Below are 26369 nucleotides of genomic sequence, written 5' to 3' on the forward strand. Positions count from 1 at the left end.
GAGCAACCCTCGGTAGGCTGAAAGCATGTACCGAATCATGACGGTCTGCACCGGCAACATCTGCCGCTCACCGATGGCCCAGTTCTGCCTCGCCCGCGCTTTCGACGACGCCGGGCTGGGGTCGGAGGTCACCGTCGATTCCACCGGCGTCACCGGATGGGAGGCCGGGCGCCCGATGGATGACCGCACCTTCGCGGAGCTGGCCGGCCACGGATTTGCGCCCCAGGAACTCGCTCCCTTCCGGGCGCGTGCCTTCACCGCTGACGACTTTGCGCACCGGGACCTGATCCTGGCGATGGATTACGGACACCTGCTGGAGCTGCAGGACCGGGCGGGCAGCGCCCGGGACCGCGGAAAAGTGCGGATGATCCGCAGCTTCGATCCCGCCTCGGCCGGCCTGCCGCCGGAAAAACAGGGCATCGACGACCCCTGGTACGGCGACATGAGCGACTTCGATTCCTCCTACGCCCTGATCCAGGCGTCGGTGCCGGGCGTGGTGGAATACGTCCGCGCCGCCCTGGACGCCGCCGGGTCCGCCGACCAGTGACGGGTCCCGCCGCGGCCGGCACTACGGCCGGCGCCGCCGCCCTGCCCGTCCTCATCGCGGTCGACGGCTTGTCCGGCGCCGGCAAGACCACCCTCGCCGTCGAACTTGCGGCAGCACTGCGCGCCCACCACTCGGTCTCGCTGTTCCATCTGGAGGATCTGTACCCCGGATGGGACGGGCTGGCGGCCGGGATCGCCGCCTTCCGCGAGCACGTTGCCGTGCCGCTGGCCGCCGGCCGGACCGCCCGGTGGCGGGCCTGGGACTGGGCAGCCGGCGAGTACGGCGAGATCCGCAGCACGGCACCGGCCGACATCGTCATCTTTGAAGGAGTCGGCGCCTCCAGCGCCGGCGTGCGGGACCTGCTCGACGCCGCCGTCTGGGTCTCCGCGCCGACCCATCTGCGCCGGGAGCGTGCGCTGGCCCGCGACGGCGACACCTACGCCCCGCACTGGGAGCGGTGGGCCGCGCAGGAACGCGCCTGGACGGCCGGTGATCCGGCCGCTGCCGCCGCCGACATCCGAGTGGACCGGCAGCACCTTCACGGGGAGCCGGTTGCCGCCGCAGCCTTTGTCCTGCGCGCGCTCGGCGAACTGCAGGTGCCCCGGCTCCAATCCGGCTGGCCGGGTGCCAACGCTGCGGCCGGCACCGTGCGGGTGGACCGGCTGGACACCTGGATCGCGCCCGAGCGGCTCTTCGCCAGCCTTTATGCCGACGCACCGCGGGCGGTCTGGCTGGACAGCTCCAGTGCGGCAGCACCGTCGGGGACCACCGAAGTGTCCGGCGCAGTGTCCGGAGCCGCACAGGTCGCGGCCCGCAGCCGGTACAGCATCATGGCCGACGACGGCGGTCCGCTCGGCCGCTACGCGGAGCACCGGAGCGGCATCACCACCGTCGTGTCGGGACCCGTGACGGCCTTGCACCGCGGTCCGTTTTTCCCCTGGCTGGATTCGGTCTGGGGCCGGCCGCGCGCCACGGTCAGCGCCGATTATCCGTGCGGATTTGCGCTGGGCTGGCTGGGTTTCCTGGGGTATGAGCTCAAGCGGGAAACCGGCGGCACCGACATCCCCCTGCCGCCCGGGGCAGCACCGGACGCCGCCCTGATCTTCGCCGGCCGCGCGGTGGTCCTGGACCACGAGCAGGAGTGCCTCTATGTCCTGACCCTGGCGGATCCGCTGGCCCCGGCCCCCTCGGATCCGGGGAACGGCGGTGACAGCGACGACGGCGGCGGCGGCGGCGGCGGGTGGACGGCTCAGGTGAAACGCGCCGTGGAAACCGCCGCCCAGAAACCGCCCGCTCCGGACCTGCCCGCTCCGGCGCGGTTTGCCGTGCGCGACAGCCGGGACGCGTATCTGGCCAAGGTCCGCGCCGCGCAGCAGGAGATCGGCAACGGAAACTCCTATGAGGTCTGCCTGACCACCTCGCTGACCGCGCAGCTGCCCGCCCCGCCGGCCGGCGGGGAGGTGCTGGCCCTGTATCGGGCGCTGCGGCGGCGCAGCCCCGCTCCGTTCGCTTCCCTGCTGCGGTTCGGCAGCTTCTGCCTGGCCGGAACGTCACCGGAGCGGTTCCTCGCCCTGGACGTGCCGGGACGGATCCGCGCGGAACCCATCAAGGGCACCCGGCCGCGCGGAGCCACCGCGGCGGAAGACCGGAGGCTGGAGGCGGATTTGGTGTCCTCGCTGAAGGACCGGGCGGAGAACGTCATGATCGTTGACCTGCTGCGCAACGACCTGTCCCATTGCGCCGTTCCGGGGTCCGTCACCGTTCCCCGGCTGTGCGCCGTGGAAAGCTACGCCACCGTCCATCAGCTGGTCAGCACCGTGGACGCCCGGCTGCGCCCCGGCGCGTCCCGGGCCGAAGCCGTTGCCGCGGCGTTCCCGCCGGGATCGATGACCGGCGCCCCGAAGATCAGCACCATGGCCATCCTGGACCGGCTGGAGGGCGCCCCGCGCGGTGCCTATTCCGGCGTCGTCGGCTGGTTCTCCCTGACCGGGGCCGCGGATCTGTCGGTGGTGATCCGCACGCTGGAAATCCAGGGCACGGCCCTGACCCTCGGGGTGGGCGGCGCCGTCACTGCGGATTCGGATCCCGCGGCCGAGTGGGAGGAGATCCGGGCCAAGGCGTTCGGTGTCCTCAGCGCCTTGGGATCCCGGTTCCCGGACTAGCTACTGCAGCGTGGCGGTGAGCCGGCAGACGTTGTCCACGTAGCGCTGCCAGACGGGCCGGCCCACCCAGTCCGAGAGCAGCAGTTCCCGGGACATGGAACGGTAGGTGTCCTCGATCCGTCGTGTCTTGGCCACGATGTCGCCGTCGAACATCATGATCGACACTTCCAGGTTCAGGGAGAAGGACCGCATGTCCATGTTCGAGGAGCCGAGCACCGTCACCTCGTTGTCGATGGTGAAATGCTTGGCGTGGAGAACCAGCGGCTTCGGGTAAAGGTAGATCCGGATGCCGGCGCGCAGCAGCGCCTCGTAGTAGGACCGCTGGGCATGGTCCACCAGGAACTGGTCTCCCTTCTCGGAGACGAACAGCTCCACCTGCACGCCGCGCTGGGCCGCCGTCGTAATCGCGTACAGCAGCGAATCGTCCGGGACGAAGTAGGGGCTGGTGATGGAAATGCGGTCCGACGCCGAATACATCAGGGAGGTGAAGAGGCGAAGGTTGTTTTCCGTCGTGAAGCCGGGCCCGCTGGGCACCACCTGGCAGGTGACATCGCCGGGATGCGTGGTCCACTCGTAGAGGCTTAGTTCGCGCTCCAGGTTCTCATCGGTTTCCGCGTTCCAGTCCGTGGCAAACACCACGTTGATCTCATCGATGACCGGCCCCTCCACGCGCGCCATCAGCTCCACCCATCTGCGGCCCGATCTATGGTTGCGGCGCTTGCGGTAGGACGCCTCCACCATGTTCTGCGATCCGGTGTAGGCCACCAGCCCGTCCACCACCAGGATTTTCCGGTGGTTGCGCAGGTCCGGGCGGCGCCACTGGCCGCGGGCCGGCAGGATGGGCAGCATCCGCTTCCACTGGATCTCGCTGCTGCGCAGTTCCCGCAGCAGCGTCCGGTAGCCCTTCACCCGCAGCGTGCCGATGTGGTCGAACAGCAGGCGCACCCGCACGCCGCGGGCCGCCGCTTCCTTCAGCGCAGCAAAGAAGTCCCGGGTGACGTCGTCGTAGCTCATGATGTAAAACTCGACGTGCACGTAATCCCGCGCGGTGCGGACCAGGTCGGTCATCTCCCGGATTGACTCGTTGTAGTCCCGCTGCAGATCCACTTTGTTGCCGTCCAGGCTCGGAAACGATCCGAGCCTGCGGTTCAGCTCGGTCGCGGAGACTACCCATTCCGGACCGGAATACCGGCTGCCTTCGGCCTCGAGCTCGCGGGTGTTCTCACGCACGGCCCGGTTGATTTCAGCTTGGCGCTTGACCCGGTGTTCGGAGAGCCGGAAATTGCCGAACAGCAGGAACAGGATGATTCCGGGTACCGGAAGGAAGAAAATGCACAGCAGCCAAGCCATGGCCGTGGTGGGCCGCCGGTTGCCGGGGACCACGCCCAGCGCAACAATCCGGATTGCGTAGTCGAGGACGGTCAGTGCGGTGACAATCCAGACGGGAAGCGTTGTCCCGGTTAATGCCACCCACACACGACGCTCCCATCAGCAGATCCAAACCTCCACCCTAGTCTGCCGCACAGGCAAACTAGGCTGGGTTCATGACTGTTCTGGTATTTCTGGACCCTGGATTCCCCGAAGGCCGCCTTGCTGACGCTTCCGAACCGCAGCTGATGGCCACTGACCTCGGCGCCACCCGCGGCGACGGCATCTTTGAATCGATGCTTGCCGTCGACGGCAAGCCCCGCAAAATGGCCGCGCACCTGGACCGGCTGGCCTCGTCGGCGCAGGCCCTGGACCTTGTGCCGCCGGCCCGGGACGCGTGGGAACGTGCGGTGGCCACCGCGCTCGCCCAGCTGTTGCTGCAGGCGGGGCCGGGCGAGGCAGTGGTGAAGCTGCTGCTGACCCGCGGCGTCGAAGGGGCTGCTTCCCCCACGGCCTGGGTGGCTGCCTCCCCTCTTCCGGCCGGCTCCCGGGAACGCACTGCCGACGGGCTCGCCGTCCTGCTGCTGGACCGCGGCTACGACAGCACCCTCGCCGAACGGGCGCCGTGGCTGCTGCTCGGCGCCAAGACGCTCTCCTACGCGGTGAATATGGCGGCGCTGCGCTACGCCAAGGCCAACGGCGCCGATGACGTCATTTTCACGTCCTCGGACGGCAAGGTGCTGGAGGGGCCGACGTCGAGCGTCATCCTGGCGGTGGAGGAAGACGGGGTGAAAACGCTGCTGACCCCCGAGCTGGAGAGCGGCATCCTGCCCGGCACCACCCAGCGCGCCCTGTTCGACGCCGCCGAAGCGGCAGGCTGGGCCCGCGGGTACGGCCCGCTGGAACCGGCGCACCTGATGGAGGCCGACGCCGTGTGGCTGGTGTCCAGCATTCGCCTGCTGGCCCCGGTGACCTCCATCGACGGAACACCGATCAGCTCATCGCCTGCCCTGACCGAGGAGCTGACCAGCCTGCTGCGCGAGGCCCTGTCGGAGGCCTGACCCGCCGACCGGGCCTAGGTCAGGATGAAATTGAACGTCCCGGCCAGCGCCGCGGCGGCCAGGGCGGCGCTGGCCAGCAGCACGCCGTACAGGGTCACCCACACGTCGATCCCGGTGAACGCCGAGGTCCGCGCCCAGGTCCTGTTCCCGCTGCCGAAACCGCGCGCCTCCATGGCCGCGGCGAGGCGGGTGGCGCGGCGCACCGCCTGGACCAGCAGCGCCACCGACTGGCCGCCGAAGGACCGGGCCCGGGCCAGCGCCCCGGAATCCGAACCGACGCCGCGGGCGTGCCGGGCCATGCCCAGGCTCTGCCATTCGGTAACCAGCAGCCCGACCAGGCGCATCGCGGCCAGCGCGCCGAGCACGAACCGGTGCGGCAGCCGCAGTTTCTGGGCCAGGGCGTCCGCCAGGTCCGTGGGATCCGTCGACACCAGCAGATAGATCCCGGGCAGGGCGATGGCCAGTCCCCGAAGCCCGATGGCAATGCCGGCGGCCACTGAATCGGAGGTGAACAGCAGCGGTCCGGCGTCCAGCAGCACGGCACCGGTCTTCTCGGCCAGCAGGGCGGTTCCGTAGGCACCGAGCAAGGCGGCCAGGACCAGCGGCCAGATGCGTTTGAGCAGGGTGAGCGGCGGGATCCGCAGCAGCGGCAGCAGGATCAGCTCGCCGGCCAGGACAATTCCGGAGCTGATCCAGTCAACGCTCACCAGCACGGCCAGCGTGAGCGCCAGGGCGGCGGCGAGCTTGGACAGCGGGTTGGCCCGCTCCAGCAACGTTCCGGCCGGACGCCGGGAGGGGTTGCGCAGATCGGTGCGCCCGGTCCGTTCGGGCGCCGTCGCCGGTTCCCCGGGCCGGCTCACAACAGCGCTCCGGTCCGGGCGGTGCCGTGCTCCACGTGCAGGCGGTTCCCGCCCAGGGCCGCCAGGAACTCGGCGTCATGCGTCACCGCGACCACCGCGGTGCCGTCAGCTGTCAGTGTGCGGAGCAGCTCCACGAGTTCCGCCCAGGTGTTGGCATCCTGCCCGAACGTGGGTTCGTCCAGGAGCAGGACGTCCGGTTCGGTGGCGATCATCGTGGCGACCGACAGGCGGCGCTTCTCCCCGCCGGAGAGCGTGAACGGATTGGCGTCCAGCAGTGCCGTGAGCCGCAGCCGCTCCGCCAGTGCCTGCACCAGCGCCGAGACCTCGGCCTCTGAGCGCCGGCGGGTGCGCCGCGGCCCGAACGCCAGTTCCTCGCGCACCGTCGCGGCCAAGAACTGGTGCTCGGGTTCCTGGAAGACAGTGCCGATCCGGGTCACCAGGTCCGTGGATTTCCAGCGCCGGGGGTCGGGGCCCGCAGTTCCGGCCAGCGCGGGAGCAGCGCGCAGGGTTCCGGCCACTGGCTTCAGCAGTCCGCCCAGGGTCAGCGCCAGCGTCGATTTTCCGGCGCCGTTGGGCCCGGTGATCCCGAGCGCCGTGCCGGCCCGCAGCGTCAGGTCCACTCCGCTCACGGCCGCCGGGCCCCGCTTGGACCGTCCGACGCCCAGACCGCGGGCTTCGAGCAGGGTGGCGCCCGGAGCCCCGGCCGCCGGCCCGCCGGCCGCGGGACGGGTTCCGGGCAGCCAGACCCCGGCCGCGGCGAGCCGGGCGCGGTTGGCCGGATCGGCGAGGACCCTTGATGGCGGTCCGTCAGCGAGGATGCCGCCGTCGGCCGCCAGGACCACCACGCGGTCGACGACGTCCGCCCAGACCGCGACGCGGTGTTCCACCACGATCAGCGTGGCACCGGTGCGTTCCAGCACGCGTTCGACGGCAGCGCGCACTTCCAGCACGCCCTCCGGGTCCAGGTTGGCGGTGGGTTCGTCCAGCAGCAGCAGGCCCGGCCGCATCGCGAGCACCGAAGCCAGCGCCAGGCGCTGCTTCTCGCCTCCCGACAGGGCGGCAGTGGAATGGTGCAGCGGCACCCGGAGGCCGACGTCGTCCAGGCTGGTGCGGACCCGGTCCCAGATTTCCTCCGGCGGAACCCGAAGGTTCTCGGGACCAAAGGCCACCTCGTCACCCACCCGGGACAGCACCAGCTGGGAGTCCGGGTCCTGCAGCACCAGTCCCGCCCGGCCGCGGGCCTGCAGCGGCTGAACACCGTCCAGGGTCAGGCTGCCCTGCTGCTCCCCCGCGGCATCCGGGCCGGAGCCTTCGCCGAGGACGCCCGCGAGGGCATGCAGCAGCGTGGATTTGCCGGCACCGGAAGCGCCCAGCAGCAGGACCTTCTCCCCGGCGTCGATATCCAGTGACAGGGAGGAAAGGGCCGGGGCGGTGCGCCCGGCGTGCCGCCAGCTGAAGTCCCGGGCGCGGACCGCCACGGGGACGCCGGCGGGAACGGGGCTAGGCCCGCTCATGGGAGCGCCCGTCCGCTGCCCTTCCCGACGCGAAGGATGCCAGCACACCGGTGCGGGCCAGGGCCCGGGCAGCCAGCCAGGATCCGGCACCGGCAATGACGGCGCCCGAAGCGGCGGCCAGCAGCGTGTAGAGCGCCTGCCATTGAAGCGCCCATTCCGGCTTGTACAGGATGCTTTCGCTGGCCCCCAGGAAGGCGCCCGAGACCAGCCCCGCCAGTACGGCCACCGGAAGCGTGTACCGAAGGTAGAGGAAGGCCAGGAACACCAGTTCCGCGCCGAGGCCCTGGATGAATCCGGAGAGCAGCACCGATAGGCCGAACTGCGTGCCGAGCACTCCGGACACGGCCGAGGCGAGGACCTCGCAGTAGATCGCTGCCCCGGGTTTGCGGATGATCAGCGCGCCGAGCACTCCGGCAATCAGCCATCCGCCGGTGTACAGCCCGCCCAGCGGCGGAAACGCCAGGATCAGGGCTTCCACCCCGGCGTAGCCCAGCGACCAGGCCCAGAAAATCACGCCTACGGCCACGGCCAGGACTGACGCGACGACAATGTCGACGACCCGCCACGGGCGGCGCAGGGATTTTAACTGCCGTTGAAACTGTGGGTGGGATTTGTTCTGCTGCATGAAATAACCTCCTGAGGTACAGGAGGGGAGGGGCCCTTCATGGCGGTTTGCCATGATGTCCCGTGAGATCTCGACTCCCTAGCGCCGGTACTAACCGGATCAGGTTCGAGGGTCTGCGGATGTCCGCACTCTCAGCGCCTTGTTCTGCCTGCCGGGCCTTGGGCCCGGCGGGAAGCGGCGCTCCCCTGTCGTGTGTTTTGCGTTTCCCACTCTACACACGCCACTGCCCCGGTGGGGCGGATCGGCGGGTAGGGTTAGGAAAAAGGCCTTCAACCCTAGGAGCACCCATGAACCTGATCCTGAAACTGCTCGCGACCGGTGCCAGCATCGGCGCCGGCCTGCTGTCCGCGAAAATCCTCGATTTTGCCTGGACGCGGATCACGGGCAACGAACCGCCGCGGGACAACGACGGCGTCCTGGACGTCAGCCTCCGCACCGCAGTGATCTTCGCCGTCGTCTCCGGAGCGGTCAGCCAGGGCATCCGGGTGCTGACCACCCGCGGAACCCAGCGGGCCATCCAGCGCTACAAGAAGACGCCTGAAGTGGTCTAGCAGCTCCGCTTCATCACAGGGCGCTCAGCCTCCGGGACGGTGTTCCGGGCGGCGGGCGCCCTGACTTGTTTCCGCTTCGGCACCGGACACCACGCCGGGGCGGGCTTCGGGTGCCGCGGCGGGCGTCGCGGGGAGCGCGTCGTCGTCGAGGGAGCCCGCGGGCGGCGGCGCCCCCGGATCATCATCCACCCGGTCGGCGGGTCCGCCGTCGTTGGTTCCGGGTGCGCCGGCCTTGGCCTGCAGCAGCAGTTGCTGGGCACGGCCGACGACGTCGTCCAGCTCGTCGATGGTGAGCAGCTCCGGGCGCAGGTGCTTGGTCCGGTAACCGGCGCGGCCGATCATGTGGGCGGACACCGGCGCGGTGAGGATCATGAACAGCCAGCAGACGCCAAGGATCGGCAGCAGCACCCAGCTCTCAAACTGCACGGCCATGGCCAGCAGGAACAGCAGCAGTCCCAGCACCTGCGGCTTGGACGCTGCGTGCATCCGGCTCATGAGGTCGGGGAACCGGGTCAGGCCAATGGCCGCGGCCAGCGACATCAGCGCCCCGCCCAGCATGAGGATTCCGACAATCAGGTCATTCAGTTCCTGGCTCACCGGTTATCTCCTGTCCGTAACGAAGCGGGCAACGGTCACGGAGCCAATGAAGCCGATCAGTGAGATGGACACCAGGAGCGCCAGATAGTTGAGGTTTTTGTTCACGATCATGTCAGTGGCCAGGGCCGCGCCGACGATGGTCAGCAGCACGTCGGCTGCCAGCACCCGGTCCAGAATCGAGGGCCCGCGGGCAATCCGGAAAATCGCTCCGGCCGCTGCGACCGAGAGCATGACGGCCACCAGGACCACAAAGACGTTCATCATGATGCGGCTCCCTTGCCGGTTGCGGCGGGGTTTCCGGTTTCGAGGGCGACCTCCCGGCGGACCTGCGCTTCCTCGGCCCTGAGGACCTCAAGGTCTTCGCGGGTGCCGATGGTGTGGATCAGCCACGATTCGGTGTCCCGGACATCCTTGCGGACCTTGTCGGCGTGCTCCGGGGTGGAAACATTCAGGCAGTGCAGGTACAGCGTGGAGGTGGACCGGTCCACCTCCACCACCAGGGAACCCGGAATCAGCGACAGCGCGTGCCCGGTGGCGGTGACCAGAAGGTCCGAGTGGCTGCGCAGCTTCACGCCCACCACTGCGTTCTTGATGTGCGGACCCTTGGTGATGGACAGCCAGAGCACCTCGAAGCTGGCGTGGACCAGCTTGTAGAAGAACCGGACCGCGAAGCCCAGGGCGTAGATCGGATTGAACCGGCCGCTGAGCTCCACCGGCGGCAGGTAGAAGATGTTGGCCACGACGAAGGCAATCGCGGCGCCGAAGATCAGGTTGCCGGCGCTGAAGTCCTGCCAGAGGGCGCCCCAGAGGAACACCAGCCAGATCAGCAGCGGGATTTCCTTGAGCAGCGGCACGCGCGGCCGGTTGCGCATTTGGGCCCTGCGGGTCACTGGCCTGCCCCCTCTCCCAGAACGGCTTCAATGTACGGTGTGCGGTCCAGCAGATCCTGCGCCGCGTCGTCGCTGAGCGAGAACAGCGGACCGGCCAGGACGGTCAGTGAGACGCCGAGCGCCACCAGGCCCACGGTGGGATACACCATGGTGCGCGGCAGCAGGTCGACGGCGCCGCGGCCGGAGAACTTGCCCGTTGACTTCTCGGTGACCTCGCCGGAGTGGCGCACTGCGGACCCGTCGTCGCCGGTCGCCAGCAGGATCGGGTCCGGATGAACGGCGTCTTCCGGTGTCCGCCAGAACGCACGGTTCCAGACCCGGGCCATCACCAGCAGCGTCAGCAGGCTGGTCAGCACGCTGGCCCCCACCAGGGTGTACGCCAGCGGAGTGCCCAGGTCGACGCCGGCCTCCAGGAGTCCGAGCTTGCCGAGGAAGCCCGAGAACGGCGGAATCCCGCCCAGGTTGATGGCCGGAATGAAGTACAGCACGGCCAGCAGCGGTGAGAGCTTCGCCAAACCGCCGAGCCGGTCCATGTTGGCGGTGCCGCCGCGGCGCTCGATCAGGCCGGTGACCAGGAACAGGGAGGTCTGGATCGTAATGTGGTGGACCACGTAGAACACCGCGGAGCCGATGCCGATCACCGATCCCACGGCCAGGCCGAACACCATGTAGCCGATGTGGCTGACCAATGTGAAGGAGAGCATTCGCTTGATGTCGGTCTGTGCCAGGGCACCCAGGATGCCGACCACCATGGTCAGTCCCGCCACCACCATCAGCAGGGTGTTGATGCGGTCGCCGGGGAAGAGCAGCGTCTCGGTGCGGACCATGGCGTAGACGCCCACCTTGGTCAGCAGCCCGGCGAACACCGCGGTGACCGGCGCCGGAGCCGTCGGATAGGAGTCCGGCAGCCAGAAGGACAGCGGAAAGACTGCGGCCTTGATTCCGAACGCGACCAGCAGCATCAGGTGCAGCATCAGCTGCGTGCCGGGGTCCAGGTCCTGCAGCTTCACCGCCAGGTCCGCCATGTTCACGGTGCCGGTGGCCGCGTAAATCATGGCGATGGTGATCAGGAACAGCAGCGAGGAGACCACGCTGACCACCACGTAGGTGATGCCGGCGCGGATGCGTGCAGTGGTTCCGCCCAGGGTCATCAGCACGTAGCTCGCGGTGAGCAGGATTTCGAAGCCCACGTACAGGTTGAAGAGGTCCCCGGCCAGGAAGGCGTTGGACACTCCGGCAACCAGGATGAGGTAGGTCGGATGGAAGATCGAGATCGGACCGTCTTCGTCACCGTCGGTCATGCCCTGCCCCGCTGCGTAGATCAGCACCGCCAGGCTGACGGCAGAGGAGACGACCAGCATCAGGGCGGAGAACTGGTCCACCACCATGGTGATGCCGATCGGCGGCAGCCAGCCGCCCAGGTTCACGGCCTGGGCTCCCGTCTCCCAGATGGAGAACAGCAGGACGACTTCCAGGAGCAGCGTCACGGACAGGATGGTGACGCTGATGATGCGCTGGGCGCGGGTGTGGCGGATCAGGATGAAGGCAAGGGCCGCGCCGAAGAACGGCAGGACCACGGCCAGCGGAGCCAGACTTACGGTGTTCATTCCTTGGCCTCCGGGCTGGTGCTCTGACCGGAGGCGCGCAGGGATCCGGGCGCCTCTTCAGCCTCTTCGGGCGGGGTGAATTCGGTGGTGTCCTCGGGGACGTCGGCGTCGTCTTCCGCGTCGAAGCTGCTCTGGCTTGCCACGCGGCGGTCCTCGAGGTCGTCCTGGACCTCGTCCTGGCGGCTCAGCACCCAGGACCGGTAAATGATGCCGAGCATGAACGCGGTGACGGAGAAGGAGATCACGATGGACGTCAGGATGAAGGCCTGCGGCAGCGGATCGTTGTAGTCTTCCGCTGCAATGTCGGCGCTGAACAGCGGAGCCAGGCCCTGGAAGCCGCCGGTGGAGAGCAGCAGGATGTTGGTGGCGTTGGTGAGCATGGTCAGTCCCAGCACCACGCGGGTCAGGCTGCGTTCCAGGAGCAGGTAGATCCCGCAGGCATACAGTGCTCCCATAATTACCATGAAGGTGATGTTCACGCTCATCGGGCCACCTCCTCCTCTTCTCGGCTGGGTATTTCGGGTTCGGGCTCGATCGTCTCCTCGTCGTCGGAGGAGCCGCCTTCGCTGCGTTCATCGATTTCGGAGCCCAGGCTGCGCAGGACATCCAGCACCAGCCCGACCACCACCAGGTACACGCCGATATCGAAGATCGTGGAGGTCACGAACTTGACCTCGCCGAAAATGGGCCAGGTGAACTTGATGATGGCGCTCTGCAGGACCTGTCCGCCGAAGACCAGCGGCGCGGCGGCCGACAGTCCGGCCAGGCCCAGCCCGCCGCCGAGCAGCAGGCCGGCGCTGACCGGGCTTGCTTCGGCCAGTTCGAACCGGCCGCCGGCCAGGTAGCGGATGGTCAGGGCGAGTCCGGCCATGAGTCCCCCGGCGAAGCCGCCGCCGGGCATGTTGTGCCCGGCCACCAGGAGATAGATGGAGAACAGGATCACCGAGTGGAACAGCAGGCGGGTAATTACCTCGAAGATGATGGAACGCCGTTCCGGAGCGAGGGTCCGCCCGGCGACGAGCCAGGCGTCACGGCTGACGCTGGAGAACTTCCGTGCCATCGCGAGGGTGGCCTCCTGGCGGCCGGAGGACGCGAAGTGTTCGCGGCCGCGGTCCACGGAGCCGGTGGCGACGCCCTCTGCCCGGCGGCGCTTGTCGCCGCGGCCGCGCACGAAGATCAGCGACGCAACGCCGGTGGCGGCCATGGCCAGCACCGAGATCTCCCCGAAGGTGTCCCAGGCGCGGATGTCGACGAGCGTGACGTTGACGATGTTGGCGCCGCCGCCCACCTCGTAGGCGAGGTCGGGGAAGGCCAGGGAAATGGGCTCCGCCACGCGGGACGCCATTGCCGTCATGGCCAGGACCACCATGGTCCCGCCGAAGGCAATGCCGAGCAGGGCGCGCAGCATGCGGTGTCCGGCCGGTTCGCGCTTCCAGAGCCGGGCCGGCAGGGACCGCAGCGCCAGGACAAAGGCAACCAGGACGATGGTTTCCACCAGCATCTGGGTCAGGGCCAGGTCCGGCGCGCCCTGCAGGGCGAAGATCAGGGCGATTCCGTAGCCGGTGACGCTGACCATGAGCACGGCCAGGAATCGCTTGTTGGCGCGGGCAGCGGCGAGGCCCCCCAGGATGATGCCGACGCCGATCACTGCCTGCAGCGGCGAATCAAACCAGTGGAACTGGTCCGGCAGCGGCGCGTCGCGGACAATGAGCGCGAAAAGCGGAGTCACGACCGCCACCGACAGGATGACGAAGAGGTAGAACATCAGCGAACCGCGCTGGGTGCGTCCGGTGACCCAGACCGCGACGTCGTCGAGCACGCCGATAATCCCGCGGTAGGAGCGTTCGGCGTCCAGCGGGGCGGTGAAGCGTCCCTGCAGCCGTTCCACCCGGATCCGCTGCCAGAACAGCAGCAGCCCGGCTCCGATGGTGATGACGGTCAGCAGCAGTGCGGTGGTGAAGCCGTGCCACAGGGCCAGATGAGTGGGGCTGCCGTCGGCCGGGTACAGGTCCGCGTAGGAGGCGATGGCTGCGTCCAGCGGTGCCGGCCACAGGCCGAAGATCACGGTTACGACGGTCAGGATGCCGGGCGCGGCGAGGAAGGTCCACGGCACCGGCTTGAAGGCGGTGGGCTTGGCGTTGGGCTTGGTGGCGAAACCGCCCCAGACGAAGCGGGCGCTGTAGGCAAAAGTCAGGATGGAGCCGATGACGACGCCGGCCAGCAGCACTGCCGCCCCGGCGGTTCCCTGCTTCTCGGCATAGTGGACGAAGGTCTCGTAGACCGATTCCTTGGCCACGAAACCGAGCAGGGGCGCCACTCCGGCCATGGAGGCGGCGCCGATGAGGGCCACGATGAACAGCTGCGGAGAGGAGCGGTGGATGCCGGAGAGCTTGCGGATGTCCCGGGTCCCCGACTGGTGGTCAACGATGCCCACCACCAGGAACAGGGTCGCTTTGAAGAAGCCGTGGGCCAGCAGCAGGCCGAGCCCGGCCACGGCGGCTTCCCGGTTGCCCAGTCCCACCACCAGGGTCAGGAAGCCGAGCTGGCTGACGGTTCCGTACGCGAGGATCAGCTTCAGGTCGTACTGGCGCAGTGCGCGCCAGCCGCCCAGCAACATGGTCGAGAGGCCCAGGACGAGCACGACGGCGTGCCAATAGGTGGATTCCGAGAATCCGGGAGCGAGCCGGGCCACCAGGTAGATGCCGGCCTTCACCATGGCCGCTGCGTGCAGGTAGGCGCTGACCGGCGTGGGGGCGGCCATCGCGGCAGGGAGCCAGAAGTGGAACGGGAGCAGCGCGGATTTGGACACCGCGCCGATGAGCATCAGCACAATGGCCACGTCCACGACGGCGCCGCGTTCGAGCAGCTGCGGGGCCATGGCGAGGATCTCGGAGATCCGCAGGGTGCCTGCGGCGTTGCCAATCAGCACCATGCCCACCAGCATCGCCAGGCCGCCGAAGGTGGTCACGATCAGCGCCTGCAGCGCCGCCCGGCGTGCGGACAGGCGGTGCGCGGAGTAGCCGATCAGCAGGTAGGACAAGACCGTGGTCAGTTCCCAGAAAACGAACAGCAGGATCAGGTCATCGGCTGTGACCAGGCCGAACATTGCCGCGGCAAAGGCCAGCAGCTGGGAGCCGAAGGCGCCCATCTGCGCGTCGCCCGGGCGGAAATAGCGGGCGCAGTAGAAGAGGACCAGCGAGCCGACGCCCAGGATGAGGATGGAAAGGACCGCGGCCAGGGTGTCCATCCGGAAGGCCAGCTCCACGCGGAGATCGGGAATCCAGGGGATGACGAGCGACGGCGGGGCGTTGGGAGCGCCCGAGGCCAGCGTCTGGTCGGCACCTGTGTACCGGGGAAACGTGACCAGCAGCCAGACAAAGGCTGCGGCGGGGACGGCGGCCAGGACATAGAACGCCGAACGGCCGATCCTGCGGAACATTAAGGGCGCCACCAATGCCACCGTAAACAAAACGGTGAGCACAACTAGCACAAGATCTCCCGAGCTTTTTTGACAGTCTTCCAGCCGCAGCTACAGCTGTAGTTATCAAGATGGTGGTCAGAGGGCGTATATCTATTCTACCCATGGCATACACCTAAGTTGCATTTGGGGTACCCGGCGCTACCCGGCGCGGGACATGCCGGTGCTTCGTTTGTGGCCCGGCGGAACCGCGGGCACCGATAGCATCTGGCTATGGTCTCCAACACACAAGCACCCAGCACCTCCTCCGCCGGCGCGCCGGCGGTGGTCCGGAAACGGCAGATCCTCGCCTGGGCGGCCTGGGACTGGGGATCAGCGGCGTTCAACGCGGTGATGACCACCTTCGTCTTCACCGTGTATCTGACCTCGGAGAGCTTCGGCGGAGAGGCTCACGCTTCCTCGGTCCTCGGCTACGGCGTCGCTCTGGCCGGGCTTGCAGTGGCCGTGCTGGCCCCCGTCGTCGGGCAGCGCTCGGATGCCGGCGGCCGGCGCAAGACCTGGCTGGGCGTGAACACGGCGCTGGTGTGCCTGGTGACCGCGCTGTGCTTCTTCGTCTATCCGCGCCCGGAATTCCTCTTGCTGGGCGTGGCGCTCATCGCCCTGGGCAACGTCTTCAACGAGTTCGCGGGCGTGAATTACAACGCAATGCTGTCGCAGATCTCTACCCCGGCCAACGTGGGCAGGGTCAGCGGCTTCGGCTGGGGCATGGGATACGTTGGCGGGATCGCCGCCCTGGCCGCAGTGCTTGTGGGCTTCATCAACCCCGACGTCGGATGGTTTGGCGTCACGTCCGAGGACGGGCTGAACATCCGCGCCGTGGCCGTCTTCGCCGCCGTATGGCTGGCAGTGTTTGCGCTGCCCGTGCTGTTTGCGGTGCCGGAGGTTCCCCGGCGGGAACGGGCTGCCGGAATTGGTTTCTTTGCGTCCTACGGCCTGCTGTTCCGCCGCATCAAGGCCATTTTCAAGACCAGCCCGCACACCGTCTGGTTCCTGCTGGCCAGCGCGGTGTTCCGCGACGGCCTGGCCGCGGTCTTCACCTTCGGCGGCGTGATTGCCTCCGGGACCTTCGGCTGGGAGCTGTCCCAGGTGATCATCTTTGCGATCTTCGGCAACGTCGTGGCCGCGGTGGGCGCCATAGCCGGCGGCTTCCTGGACGACCGCGCCGGACCGAAGAACGTCATTGTCTTCTCCCTGGTCGGCCTGCTCATCTCCGGCGGAGTGATTGGCCTGTTCGGGGCCGAAGATGTGAGCCTGCTGGGACTGCAGTGGTCCGGCGACACCACGTTCTGGATCTTCGGCCTGCTGCTCTGCCTGTTCGTGGGTCCGGCGCAGTCAGCGTCCCGCGCGTTCCTGGCCCGGCTGGCCCCGGAGGGCGAGGAAGCCGAACTGTTTGGGCTCTATGCCACGACCGGCCGGGCCGTGAGCTTCCTGGCACCGGCCCTGTTCGCGGCGTTCATCAGCATCTTCGGCGCCCAGCGGTACGGCATCCTGGGCATCCTGCTCGTGCTGCTCCTGGGCCTGCTGGTCCTGCTGCCGGTCCGCTCCCCCGGCAAGACACCGCGTGCGGTGGTTCCGGAGGTCTAGCGGGCCGACCGGCTCGGCCGACCGGGGGCCCGGACCGCCCGGTGGGCCGGTCGAAGGAACCGGGCCTAGACCGTAGTGCGGTGGAAGTTCAGGTGGCTGAGCGACGCCGTCGGACCGCGCTGTCCCTGGTAGCGGTTGCCGTACTGGCCGGAGCCGTAGGCGAATTCCGCCGGCGAGGTCAGCCGGAAGAAGCACAGCTGGCCGATCTTGGATCCGGGCCAGAGCTTGATCGGCAGCGTCGCCATGTTCGACAGCTCCAGGGTGACATGGCCGGAGAAGCCGGGGTCGATGAAACCCGCGGTGGAGTGCGTGAGCAGGCCGAGCCGGCCCAGTGAGGACTTGCCCTCCAGCCGCGCGGCGATGTCGTCGGGCAGCGTCACGGTCTCGTAGGTGGAGCCGAGCACAAACTCTCCCGGATGCAGGATGAACGGCTCGTCCGGGTCAACCTCCACCAGGCGGGTCAGGTCCGGCTGGTCCAGGGAGGGGTCGATGTGCGCGTACTTGTGGTTGTCGAAGAGCCGGAAGAACCGGTCAATGCGCACGTCCACACTGGACGGCTGGACCATTCCGGGTTCGTAGGGATCGAGAACAATCCGCTTGTCGGCAATTTCGGTTCGGATGTCGCGGTCAGAAATCAGCACCTTCTAAAAATAGCGCATCGGCGCCGGCACTCCCGCCGGAGTCCCGCCGGGCCGGCTACCGGCCGATCTCCGTCCGGACGGCGTACAGCTCGGGGAAGAACGTCAGTTCCAGTGCCCGCTGCAGGAAGGAAGCACCGGAGGAACCACCGGTTCCCCGCTTGAATCCGATGGTGCGCTCCACCGTCTTCAGGTGCCGGAAGCGCCACAGCTGGAAGTTGTCTTCCAGATCCACCAGCTCCTCGCAGGCTTCATAAACGTCCCAGTGCTCCGCGGCGTTCTCGTAAACGTGTTGGTAAACACGCATCAGGGCCTCGTTGGCCACGTGCGCCTGGCTGAAGTCGCGGGTCAGCAGTTCTTCCGGAACGTCGTAGCCGCGGCGGTGCAGGAAGAAGATGAACTCGTCGTAGATGCTGGTCTGGTCCAGCAGCCCGGTGAGCAGCTCAACGGCCGCCGGGTCCGCGGCAAAGACGTTCACCATGGCCGCGTTCTTGTTGCCGAGCAGGAATTCCACCGCCCGGTACTGATGGGACTGGAAACCGCTCGAGGCTCCCAGATCCCCGCGGAATTCCGCGTACTCCGACGGCGTCAGCGTGGCCAGCACCGACCACTGTTCCGTCAGCGAGCGCTGAATGTGCTTGATGCGGGCGATGCCCTTCATTGCCCCGCGCAGATCGTCGCCTGCCAGCTTGGAACGCACCGAACGCAGCTCGTGCAGGACCAGCTTCAGCCACAGCTCGGAGGTCTGGTGCTGGATGATGAAGAGCATTTCGTCGTGGTGCTCCGGACTGCTGACCGGATGCTGGGCCCCCAGCAGCTGATCCAGGGCCAAGTAGCTTCCGTAACTCATCTTGTCGGTGAAGTCCCGTTCGATGCCCGGTTCCAGGCTGCGGGTATTCCTGCTGACACTCATCGGTGCTCCGTTTTTCGCTGATCGGTCCGGACAGCTCCCACGGTAGCTTCACGGTCCGCGGCCCGCTCCCCCGCCGCGCTCGAAGCCTGCCCCCCGCTTGAAACACCCCCCTGCTGCTGTGCCAAACTTGCCGCTGAGCATTCTGGTTTTAACAACTTCTGAGGAGAGACCCATGGCGGAGAACACTGACAACACCGACGGCGCCGGACAGGACACTTCCGTGCCGGGCCAGGCACAGTATTCCGATCCCGAGGGCGCGGCCGCCCTGGAGGAAGCGATTGTTGCCGGGAAGGAGGGGCGGATCAGCAGCCAGGAACTGGTGGCGCGCATCTGCGAGTCGGAGCTGCTCAGCGTCGGCCGGCTTCAGGACGACCAGGATCCCTCCTCCTTCCAAGCCCTCGTCCTGAAGTCTCCGGAAGGTGACTCGGCGGTGGCTGCCACCTTCACCACAGCCGGGCGCGTGCCCGAGCAGATCCGCGAACAGGCCCCGGTCATGGTCAAGGCCGGCGGCGAAGCCACGCTGCGCAGCATCGCGCAGGGTTACGGCCTGGCCATCAACCCCGGCAGCGACATGGGCCTTGAACTGGGTCCGGAGGGCGTGGCGGCCATCGTTGCCGCTTACGACCAGGCGGCAGCCAACCGGGCACCCGACTCCGCCCCCGACGGAGCAGAAGGAAACCCGCAGGCACAGTAGAAGGGTTGGACCTCCCGTCCTTGCCATGTCGGAGGGGCCCTCTAGGCTGAGGCTCCGGGCGCAGTTCCTGCTCCCGGCTCGAGACCGATTCTTGGAGGACTCCCATGATCTGTTCGATCGTTCCGCCCTACCTCCTGGCCCGCATCGCCGAGCAGCAGGACGGCAGCTTCAGCCGGGCCGCGGAGGCAGCGCGGCGGGCGCTGGCCGAGCTGCCTCCCGTGCAGCAGGCCCGCGCGCAGGCCCGGCAGGCTCCGGCACCGCACCCGGGCACCGCCGTCGTTCCATCGCTGCGGCGGGAGGTGTCCGACGCCGGCGGCACGGAAACCCTGCCCGGCGCCCTGGTCCGGGCGGAGGGCAGCGGGCCCTCCGGTGACAGCTCGGTCGACGAAGCGTACGAGGGACTCGGAGCCACCCACGCCCTCTTCAGCGACGTGTACGGCAGGTCCTCGGTCGACGGCGCCGGCGGGGTGCTGGCCGCCACCGTCCATTACGGCCGCGACTACGACAATGCGTTCTGGGACGGCGAGCGGATGGTCTGCGGGGACGGCGACGGCGAGGTCTTTGAACGATTCACCAAGTCGCTGACGGTGATCGGCCACGAGCTGGCGCACGGCCTCATCCAGTACACCTCCCGCTTCGAATACCAGGACCAGGCCGGGGCGCTGAACGAGTCGGTCTCCGATGTGTTCGGCGTTCTCGTCGAACAAAAGCTCCTCCGCCAGGAAGCGGGGGACGCCGCCTGGCTGGTGGGCGCCGGCTTGTTCACGGCGCAGGTCTCGGGCGCCGCCCTGCGTTCCCTGAAGGCTCCCGGCACGGCCTACGACGACGACGTCCTGGGCCGGGACCCGCAGCCCGCCACCATGGCCGGTTATGTTTCCACGACAGCGGACAACGGCGGCGTTCACATCAACTCGGGGATACCCAACCATGCCTTCTATTTGGCCGCCGTCGCCATGGGCAGCTATGCCTGGGAACGCGCCGGGCAGATCTGGTACGACACAATCACCGAGCAGACACTTCCCGTGGACTGCACCTTCTCCCTCTTCGCGGCCGGGACGCTGCTTGCCACCGAGAAGCGCTACGGAACGTCCGGGCCTGAATACGGCGCCGTCGCCGACGCCTGGGAAGCCGTGGGAGTGCGGCCGTGAAGATAGTGGTGGTCCGCACCGGCGGTTTCGCGGGCCTCACCCGGGTCTGGAGCATTCAGGTCAGCGCCGAGGAAGCGGAGCAGGAGTGGCTGCCGCTGTTGCAGAATCCGCCGCCGGGACAGCCCGCCGGCCCGGACCGGTTCGTTTATGACATCCAAGTGGGCCATTTCACGGCCACCCTGCCCGAGAGCTGTGTGCAGGGAAGGTGGCGGGATCTGGTGGAGCGCGCACGCCAAGGCGCCCGGAATGCCGGAGCCGACGGGCTGGATGACGGGCCGGCCGACGCACCCTAACGCCCAAATTCCGTGAGGCCGCGGTTACATGTAAAGTGGTTGCCTGTGCCGGAGTACTCCGGCTCTGCGGGCGTAGCTCAATGGTAGAGCGCTAGCTTCCCAAGCTTGATACGCGGGTTCGATTCCCGTCGCCCGCTCCACCTGACGGCCCCCGGAATCCTCGAGATTCCGGGGGCCGTCGTGTTTCTGCGTGCTCCGCTGCCACCCGTATACTGGGCCGCGATGAGCCGCTTAGTTACCCACTCCATGATGTTTCCGTCCGAGATCCGCCGGGTCTCCGCCACCATCCCCGTTTCGTAGTTCCCGGTGCTGGGGGTACTCACTGGGTTTACGGTTGTCTGGATCATCATCCTGGCCGGTTATGTGATTGGCAGGCTGGGCGTGCTGGGCGGCAACGCCCAAACCGTGCTGAGCCGGCTGGCGTTTTTTGTGGCTTCGCCTGCGCTGCTGCTGGTGACGCTGAGCGACGCCGACCTGCACACCGTTTTCTCCCTGCCGCTCCTGGTCGCAGCGGTCAGCGCCCTCCTGACAGCGCTCCTCTTCCTGCTGTGCACCCGCTGGTGGCTGCGCCGGCCGTTCCCGGAGGCCCTCATATCGGCGATGTCCTCGTCGGTGGTCAATGCCGCGAACCTCGGCCTGCCGATCGCCGTGTACGTGCTCGGAGACGCCGCCTACATCGCGCCGGTCCTCATCTTCCAGCTGGCATTTTTCACACCGGTGTTCCTGATGCTCATGGATTCAAGCACCAGCGGCCGGCGGACCTCGGTGCTGTCATTCCTGGCCCAGATTGGCCGCAACCCCATCATCATCGGCACCCTGATCGGGCTGATCCTGGCTGCCACCGGACTTCAGCTGCCCGTGATCATCCTGGAACCGGTCACGCTGATCGGCGGAGCAGCGGTACCGGCGATGCTGCTGGCGTTCGGCATCTCCCTGGTCGGTTCCCGGCCGCTGCACCGCGACGGCGGCCGGCGGATCGACGTCGTCCTGGCGTCGGCCTTCAAACTGGTGCTGCAACCGGCCCTGGCCTACCTGCTGGCCCGGTTCGTCCTCGGGATGGAGGGGCACCTGCTGTTCGCCGTCGTCGTCACCGCAGCCCTGCCCACCGCACAGAACGTATTTGTTGCTGCAACCCGGTACGAGGAGGGCGTGCTCGTTGCCAAGGACACCGTCCTGTTGACCACCATCATCTCCCTGCCGGTCCTAGTGGCGGTCGCTGCACTCCTGACCTGAGCAAACCACCTTCCCGCGCCGATGGGACAGTGGCGAAAAACACGGTCAGGGCATAGTGTCTTTCGAAAGGCTGCTTAGGGTGGCAGCCGCCGCGGAGTTTTCGGACTCTGCGCCTACGACGAGGTGGAGGCACAACACCGATGCCAACGGATGCAAGATACTACGGCCCATCCCGTATGAGGAAACATGCAGCTGCGGGGTTTGCCCTCGCCGTTGGAGCAACGTTGCTGAGTGGCTGCAGCTCCAGCGAAGGTGCTCCCACCCTTACCTGGTACATCAACCCGGACGACGGCGGCCAGGCCGAACTGGCATCCCGGTGCAGCGACGCTTCCGGCGGCGCCTACACCATCGAAACATCGTTGCTTCCCAATGACGCCGCCTCCCAGCGTGAACAGCTGGCCCGGCGCCTGGCTGCCGGCGACAAGACCATGGACATCATGAGCCTGGACCCGCCGAACGTCCCCGAGTACGCCGAACCCGGTTATCTGGCCCCGGTTCCGGAGGACGTCGTCGAGCGCACCACCCAGAATGTCGTGGAGGGCGCGCTGGCCGGTGCCACGTGGAAGGACGAAATCGTCGCGGTGCCGTTCTGGGCCAACACGCAGATCCTCTGGTACCGGAAGTCCGTCGCCGCGGCTGCCGGACTCGACATGAGCCAGCCGGTCACCTGGGACCAAATCATGCAGGCGGCGCAGGACCAGGGAAAGTTCCTGGGCGTCCAGGGAGCCCGGGCCGAGTCAATGACGGTGTGGGTGAACGCGCTCATTGAATCGGCAGGCGGACAGATCGTGGAGAACCCCGATGCGCCGGCGGACGAGCTGCAGCTCGGCGTCGATACCGACGCCGGCAAAGCCGCCGCGGAGATCGTGTCCACCATCGGCAAGGACGGATTGGGCGGACCCGGTCTTCCCACCCAGACCGAAAACACCTCAATGATCCAGTTCCAGGGCGACGAGGGCTCCTTCATGGTGAACTATCCCTTCGTCTGGCCGGCCACAAACGCTGCCGTCGAGGCCGGAACCCTGCCCCAATCGCTCATTGATGACATTGGGTGGGCCCTGTACCCGCAGGTCAACGCCGGGGAGGACACAGCGCCCCCGCTGGGCGGCATCAACCTGGGAGTGGGCTCAAAGAGCGAGAATCCGGATTTGGCCTACCAAGCAATCGAGTGCATCGTCAGCCCGGAAAACCAGGCCTACTACTTCGCCACCAACGGCAACCCGCCGTCGAACACCGAGGCGTACAACGATCCGGAAGCCGTCTCGACCTTCCCCATGGCCGGAACCATCCGGGAATCGCTGGAGTTGTCCAAGCCCCGGCCGCAGACGCCGTACTACAACGAGATTTCCACCGGAATCCAGCAGACGTGGACCCCTCCGAGCGATGTCGACCCGGACACCACGCCGGCCACCAGCCAGGAATTCATAGTTGACGTCCTAAGAGGGGAGAAACTGCTGTGAGCACCTCCGTAGAAGCAGCCGTTCCGGGTGCCGCGGCGCGGGCCAAGGCACCGGCCAAGGCCAGGCTCAGCGACCGTGCCCGGGCCGAGCGCCGCCTTGGCTTCCTGCTGGCCGGACCGGCGTTCATCATCATGCTGGCCGTCACCGCCTATCCGATCCTGCTGGCGCTCTGGGAATCCTTGTTCAGTTACCGGCTGACCGCGCCCGCCGACCGGGAATTCATCGGACTCGGCAATTACGGCGTCATCCTGACCGACGGACTGTTCTGGCGCGATCTGGGGGTCACGCTGCTCATCACCGTGGTCACCGTCGTGGTGGAGCTGATCCTCGGTTTCGCCCTGGCCCTGGTCATGAACAGCGCCCTGAAAACCGTCCGCGGCTGGCTGCGCACGGCAATCCTGGTTCCGTACGGCATCATCACCGTGGTGTCGGCTTTCGCCTGGTTCTACGCCTTCGACATCAACTCCGGCTACATCAATCACTGGTTCAGCTGGGTGCCGGGAATCAGCACCGACCTGAACTGGTTCGCCGACACCTGGACAGCACTGTTCGTCATCATGGCGTCGGAGATCTGGAAAACGACGCCGTTCATCTCCCTCCTGCTCCTGGCCGGGTTGGCCCAGGTTCCCGGCGAGCTTACCGAGGCCGCCGAAGTGGACGGTGCCACCTGGTGGCAGCGGATGCAGCGCGTGATCATCCCCAACATGAAAGCCGCCATCATGGTGGCCGTCCTGTTCCGCGCCCTGGATGCCTTCCGAATCTTCGACAACGTCTACATCATGACCGGCGGCGCGTACGGAACCGAGGTGCTGTCGCTGCTGGCCTACCGGACCTCGATCACACGGCTGGAGATTGGCATGGGCTCGGCCGTTTCGGTTCTGCTGTTCGTGTGCGTGATTATCATCTGCTTCATCGCCATCAAACTATTCAAGGTGGACCTCACCGGTGCACGAGGGGGTAACTAATGAAAGCCTCACCCGCCAGGCGCAGAATCGTCTGGACCGTCATCTCGGTCTTCGTCATCGTCTACGCCCTGTTTCCGGTGGCCTCGATTTTCGCCACGTCCTTCAAGATTCCCAGCGATCTGACCTCAGGCACCTTCCTCCCCAACACCTGGTCGTTCACGAACTACGAGCAGATCCTGGTCGGTGACGCGCAGACGCTGTTCCTCTCCGCACTGCGCAACTCGATCGGCATCTCGCTGATCGCCACCTTCATCGCGGTGGTCCTGGCAACGCTGTGCGCCTACGGCATCGCCAGGCTGGATTTCCCGGGGAAGCGGCTGGTGCTGACCACGGCCCTCGGAGTTTCGATTTTCCCGGTGATTTCCATCGTGACCCCGCTGTTCAACCTGTGGCGCAACATCGGCCTGTACGACACCTGGGCAGGCCTCATCATCCCCTACCTGTCGCTGACGCTGCCGATCTCGATCTGGACCCTGGCCGCCTTCTTCCGGCAGATTCCGTGGGAGCTGGAACAGGCCGCACAGGTCGACGGCGCCACAACCTGGCAGGCGTTCCGGAAGGCCATCGTGCCGCTGGCCGCCCCTGGCGTGTTCACCACGGCGATCATTGCCTTCTTCATCGCCTGGAACGACTTCGTCTACGGCATCTCACTCACCTCCACCGACGCGGCCCGGCCGGTGCCGGCAGCCCTGGCGTTCTTCACCGGCGCCTCCCAGTTCGAAGAACCGACGGGCGCCATCTCGGCGGCCGCAATAATTGTCACCATTCCCGTTGTAGTGCTGGTGCTGGCGTTCCAGCGCCAGATCGTCTCGGGTCTAACCCAGGGCGCCGTCAAGGGCTAGTCCCCGCACGTCCGGTCGAAGAAAAGGATTTGTTCTCATGGCATCGATCACCCTCAAGAACCTCGTCAAGAAGTACGGAGACGGTTTTCCGGCCGTCAACGATGTCAGCCTGGACATTGCCGACGGCGAGTTCATCATCCTCGTGGGCCCGTCGGGCTGCGGAAAGTCCACCCTGCTGCGCATGATCGTGGGATTGGAGGACATCACTTCCGGTGACCTCCTGATCAACGGTGAGCGCGTCAACGACAAGGCACCCCGCGACCGGAACCTGGCGATGGTGTTCCAGAACTACGCCCTGTATCCGCACCTGACCGTATTCGAGAACATTGCGTTCCCACTGCGCCTGAACAAGGGCAAGTACACCGACGAGCAGGTGCGCAAGCTCGTTACGGACGCCGCTTCCACCCTGGAACTGACCGATCACCTGGACCGCAAGCCGGCCAACCTCTCGGGTGGCCAGCGCCAGCGGGTGGCCATGGGCCGGGCCATCGTGCGGCAGGCCGATGCCTTCCTCTTCGACGAACCGCTCTCCAACCTGGACGCCAAGCTGCGCGGCCAGATGCGTTCGGAGATCGCACAGATGCAGCGCCGGTTGGGCACCACCAGCGTTTACGTCACCCACGACCAGACGGAGGCCATGACCCTCGGCGACCGGGTGGCGGTCCTGAAGAAGGGCATCCTGCAGCAGGTGGCCTCGCCCCGCGAACTCTATGAGCAGCCCATCAACCTCTTCGTGGCCGGCTTCATTGGCTCACCGTCCATGAATTTCCTGCCGGCAACGGTGGAGGGAAACGTCCTGCGGACGGCTGTCGGCGATCTGACGATTCCGCAGGACAAGGCGGACAAGGCAGCGGGGAAGAACATCGTTCTCGTGGGGCTGCGGCCGGAATTCTTCGAGGACGCCAAATTCGTCGATGAGGCCAAACGCCCGCACGGCTCCGTGTTCACCGCGCCGATCAGCCACACCGAATGGCTGGGCAACGAGCAGTACGGCTACATTCCCTTCCATCCGGACCCCGAGGTCAAGGAGCTGCTGGACAACCTGGCCCGCGACATGGACGCCGACGAACTGCGCCCGCAGATCGTGGTCACCCTGGACGCTGCGTCCCGGATCCGTGGCGGACGAGACGCCGAGCTGTGGCTGGACACCCGCAAGGTGCACCTCTTCGATCCGGAGACCGGCGACAACCTCACCCGCGACGCGGCTGCGGGTGCCGAACTCACCGAGGAAGCCAACGCCGCCCGGGCCGAGGAAATCGCCGCAGCACATGAAAACGACACCGTTGGCAGCGGCGTCGAGCCCTAGGACCCGCGCCGCGGAAGCCCGGCCGTCGAACTG

At 67.2% G+C, this 26369-nt stretch carries 25 protein-coding genes, 1 tRNA gene and 1 riboswitch; of the genes, 14 read left to right on the top strand and 12 right to left on the bottom strand.

Annotated elements, in window-relative coordinates; genetic code table 11:
* Positions 1-25: 25 nt before the first annotated feature.
* Together QNO08_RS15360 and QNO08_RS15365 are read left to right on the top strand one after the other, a co-directional pair.
* The gene (locus tag QNO08_RS15360) at positions 26-547 is read left to right on the top strand and encodes a low molecular weight protein-tyrosine-phosphatase (RefSeq protein ID WP_229966157.1); all 522 of its coding nucleotides are present in this window, start codon (positions 26-28) and stop codon (positions 545-547) included.
* Positions 544-2709, top strand: coding sequence for a chorismate-binding protein (locus tag QNO08_RS15365; RefSeq protein WP_229966158.1), 2166 nt, complete (start codon positions 544-546; stop codon positions 2707-2709). Before QNO08_RS15360 ends, QNO08_RS15365 begins: the two co-directional genes overlap by 4 nt.
* On the opposite strand, the gene cls is transcribed toward QNO08_RS15365, so the two are convergent.
* Positions 2710-4185 carry a cardiolipin synthase gene (gene cls, locus QNO08_RS15370; protein ID WP_442860504.1) on the bottom strand — a complete coding sequence of 492 codons (1476 nt, stop codon included), beginning with the start codon at positions 4183-4185 and terminating at the stop codon, positions 2710-2712.
* Positions 4186-4253: 68 nt separating this feature from the next.
* On the opposite strand from cls, the gene QNO08_RS15375 reads away from it, so the two are divergent.
* Entirely contained in the window at positions 4254-5138 is an 885-nt protein-coding gene (locus tag QNO08_RS15375; RefSeq protein ID WP_229966159.1) for an aminodeoxychorismate lyase, read from the top strand.
* Positions 5139-5152: 14 nt separating this feature from the next.
* On the opposite strand, the gene QNO08_RS15380 is transcribed toward QNO08_RS15375, so the two are convergent.
* The 3 genes from QNO08_RS15380 to QNO08_RS15390 are packed head-to-tail and all read right to left on the bottom strand — an operon-like array spanning position 5153 to position 8137.
* Positions 5153-5944 carry an energy-coupling factor transporter transmembrane component T family protein gene (locus QNO08_RS15380; RefSeq protein WP_229966663.1) on the bottom strand — a complete coding sequence of 264 codons (792 nt, stop codon included), beginning with the start codon at positions 5942-5944 and terminating at the stop codon, positions 5153-5155.
* A gap of 50 nt (positions 5945-5994) precedes the next feature.
* Positions 5995-7512 carry an ABC transporter ATP-binding protein gene (locus QNO08_RS15385; protein WP_229966160.1) on the bottom strand — a complete coding sequence of 506 codons (1518 nt, stop codon included), beginning with the start codon at positions 7510-7512 and terminating at the stop codon, positions 5995-5997.
* A complete protein-coding gene (locus tag QNO08_RS15390) occupies positions 7499-8137 on the bottom strand; it encodes an ECF transporter S component (RefSeq protein WP_229966161.1) in 639 nt (212 codons plus the stop codon). The genes QNO08_RS15385 and QNO08_RS15390 overlap by 14 nt, the downstream gene beginning before the upstream one ends.
* A 58-nt stretch (positions 8138-8195) precedes the next feature.
* Positions 8196-8334: riboswitch (TPP riboswitch) on the bottom strand.
* Between the two features lie 90 nt (positions 8335-8424).
* Here QNO08_RS15390 and QNO08_RS15395 point away from each other — a divergent pair.
* Positions 8425-8688, top strand: coding sequence for a DUF4235 domain-containing protein (locus QNO08_RS15395; RefSeq protein WP_229966162.1), 264 nt, complete (start codon positions 8425-8427; stop codon positions 8686-8688).
* Positions 8689-8712: 24 nt separating this feature from the next.
* Here QNO08_RS15395 and mnhG read toward each other — a convergent pair whose 3' ends face one another.
* Genes mnhG through QNO08_RS15425 form a run of 6 tightly spaced genes read right to left on the bottom strand, consistent with a single transcriptional unit; the run spans position 8713 to position 15272 of the window.
* Entirely contained in the window at positions 8713-9285 is a 573-nt protein-coding gene (gene mnhG, locus QNO08_RS17465) for a monovalent cation/H(+) antiporter subunit G (RefSeq protein ID WP_331461779.1), read from the bottom strand.
* 3 nt (positions 9286-9288) lie between these two features.
* On the bottom strand, positions 9289-9549 hold the full coding sequence (locus QNO08_RS15405; RefSeq protein WP_229966163.1) for an MrpF/PhaF family protein: 261 nt from the start codon (positions 9547-9549) through the stop codon (positions 9289-9291).
* Positions 9546-10157 (bottom strand): Na+/H+ antiporter subunit E, encoded by a 612-nt coding sequence (locus QNO08_RS15410; RefSeq protein ID WP_229966664.1) that lies wholly within the window; start codon positions 10155-10157, stop codon positions 9546-9548. The genes QNO08_RS15405 and QNO08_RS15410 overlap by 4 nt, the downstream gene beginning before the upstream one ends.
* 14 nt (positions 10158-10171) lie before the next feature.
* Positions 10172-11782, bottom strand: coding sequence for a Na+/H+ antiporter subunit D (locus QNO08_RS15415; RefSeq protein ID WP_229966164.1), 1611 nt, complete (start codon positions 11780-11782; stop codon positions 10172-10174).
* Positions 11779-12267: a Na(+)/H(+) antiporter subunit C gene (locus QNO08_RS15420; protein WP_229966165.1), complete on the bottom strand. Its 489-nt coding sequence runs from the start codon at positions 12265-12267 to the stop codon at positions 11779-11781. Before QNO08_RS15420 ends, QNO08_RS15415 begins: the two co-directional genes overlap by 4 nt.
* Positions 12264-15272 carry a Na+/H+ antiporter subunit A gene (locus QNO08_RS15425; protein WP_229966166.1) on the bottom strand — a complete coding sequence of 1003 codons (3009 nt, stop codon included), beginning with the start codon at positions 15270-15272 and terminating at the stop codon, positions 12264-12266. Before QNO08_RS15425 ends, QNO08_RS15420 begins: the two co-directional genes overlap by 4 nt.
* Before the next feature lie 201 nt (positions 15273-15473).
* Here QNO08_RS15425 and QNO08_RS15430 point away from each other — a divergent pair, with 201 nt between their 5' ends.
* Positions 15474-16844, top strand: coding sequence for an MFS transporter (locus tag QNO08_RS15430; RefSeq protein WP_229966167.1), 1371 nt, complete (start codon positions 15474-15476; stop codon positions 16842-16844).
* Positions 16845-16909: 65 nt separating this feature from the next.
* Here the strand turns inward: QNO08_RS15430 and dcd are convergent, their stop codons facing one another.
* Both dcd and QNO08_RS15440 read right to left on the bottom strand, forming a co-directional pair.
* Positions 16910-17485: a dCTP deaminase gene (gene dcd / locus QNO08_RS15435; RefSeq protein ID WP_229966168.1), complete on the bottom strand. Its 576-nt coding sequence runs from the start codon at positions 17483-17485 to the stop codon at positions 16910-16912.
* A gap of 55 nt (positions 17486-17540) precedes the next feature.
* Positions 17541-18395, bottom strand: coding sequence for a tryptophan 2,3-dioxygenase (locus QNO08_RS15440; RefSeq protein WP_229966169.1), 855 nt, complete (start codon positions 18393-18395; stop codon positions 17541-17543).
* Positions 18396-18567: 172 nt separating this feature from the next.
* Between QNO08_RS15440 and QNO08_RS15445 the strand changes: the two genes are divergently transcribed.
* The 9 genes from QNO08_RS15445 to QNO08_RS15485 all read left to right on the top strand — a co-directional run bounded on the left by QNO08_RS15445 (position 18568) and on the right by QNO08_RS15485 (position 26336).
* Positions 18568-19089 carry an SseB family protein gene (locus QNO08_RS15445; RefSeq protein WP_229966170.1) on the top strand — a complete coding sequence of 174 codons (522 nt, stop codon included), beginning with the start codon at positions 18568-18570 and terminating at the stop codon, positions 19087-19089.
* A 104-nt stretch (positions 19090-19193) separates the two neighbouring features.
* Positions 19194-20237: a M4 family metallopeptidase gene (locus QNO08_RS15450; RefSeq protein ID WP_229966171.1), complete on the top strand. Its 1044-nt coding sequence runs from the start codon at positions 19194-19196 to the stop codon at positions 20235-20237.
* Positions 20234-20530, top strand: a complete 297-nt coding sequence (locus tag QNO08_RS15455) for a protealysin inhibitor emfourin (RefSeq protein ID WP_229966172.1) — start codon at positions 20234-20236, stop codon at positions 20528-20530. The genes QNO08_RS15450 and QNO08_RS15455 overlap by 4 nt, the downstream gene beginning before the upstream one ends.
* A gap of 66 nt (positions 20531-20596) precedes the next feature.
* A tRNA-Gly gene (locus QNO08_RS15460) sits at positions 20597-20670 on the top strand.
* Between the two features lie 166 nt (positions 20671-20836).
* A complete protein-coding gene (locus QNO08_RS15465) occupies positions 20837-21763 on the top strand; it encodes an AEC family transporter (protein ID WP_229966173.1) in 927 nt (308 codons plus the stop codon).
* Positions 21764-21939: 176 nt separating this feature from the next.
* Positions 21940-23223: a sugar ABC transporter substrate-binding protein gene (locus QNO08_RS15470; protein ID WP_229966174.1), complete on the top strand. Its 1284-nt coding sequence runs from the start codon at positions 21940-21942 to the stop codon at positions 23221-23223.
* Positions 23220-24188 carry a carbohydrate ABC transporter permease gene (locus QNO08_RS15475; protein WP_229966175.1) on the top strand — a complete coding sequence of 323 codons (969 nt, stop codon included), beginning with the start codon at positions 23220-23222 and terminating at the stop codon, positions 24186-24188. The genes QNO08_RS15470 and QNO08_RS15475 overlap by 4 nt, the downstream gene beginning before the upstream one ends.
* Positions 24188-25030, top strand: coding sequence for a carbohydrate ABC transporter permease (locus tag QNO08_RS15480; protein WP_229966176.1), 843 nt, complete (start codon positions 24188-24190; stop codon positions 25028-25030). The genes QNO08_RS15475 and QNO08_RS15480 overlap by 1 nt, the downstream gene beginning before the upstream one ends.
* 37 nt (positions 25031-25067) lie before the next feature.
* Positions 25068-26336, top strand: a complete 1269-nt coding sequence (locus QNO08_RS15485; RefSeq protein WP_229966177.1) for an ABC transporter ATP-binding protein — start codon at positions 25068-25070, stop codon at positions 26334-26336.
* The last annotated feature ends 33 nt before the right edge of the window (positions 26337-26369 follow it).

Source organism: Arthrobacter sp. zg-Y820, assembly GCF_030142155.1.
Lineage (GTDB): Bacteria > Actinomycetota > Actinomycetes > Actinomycetales > Micrococcaceae > Arthrobacter_B.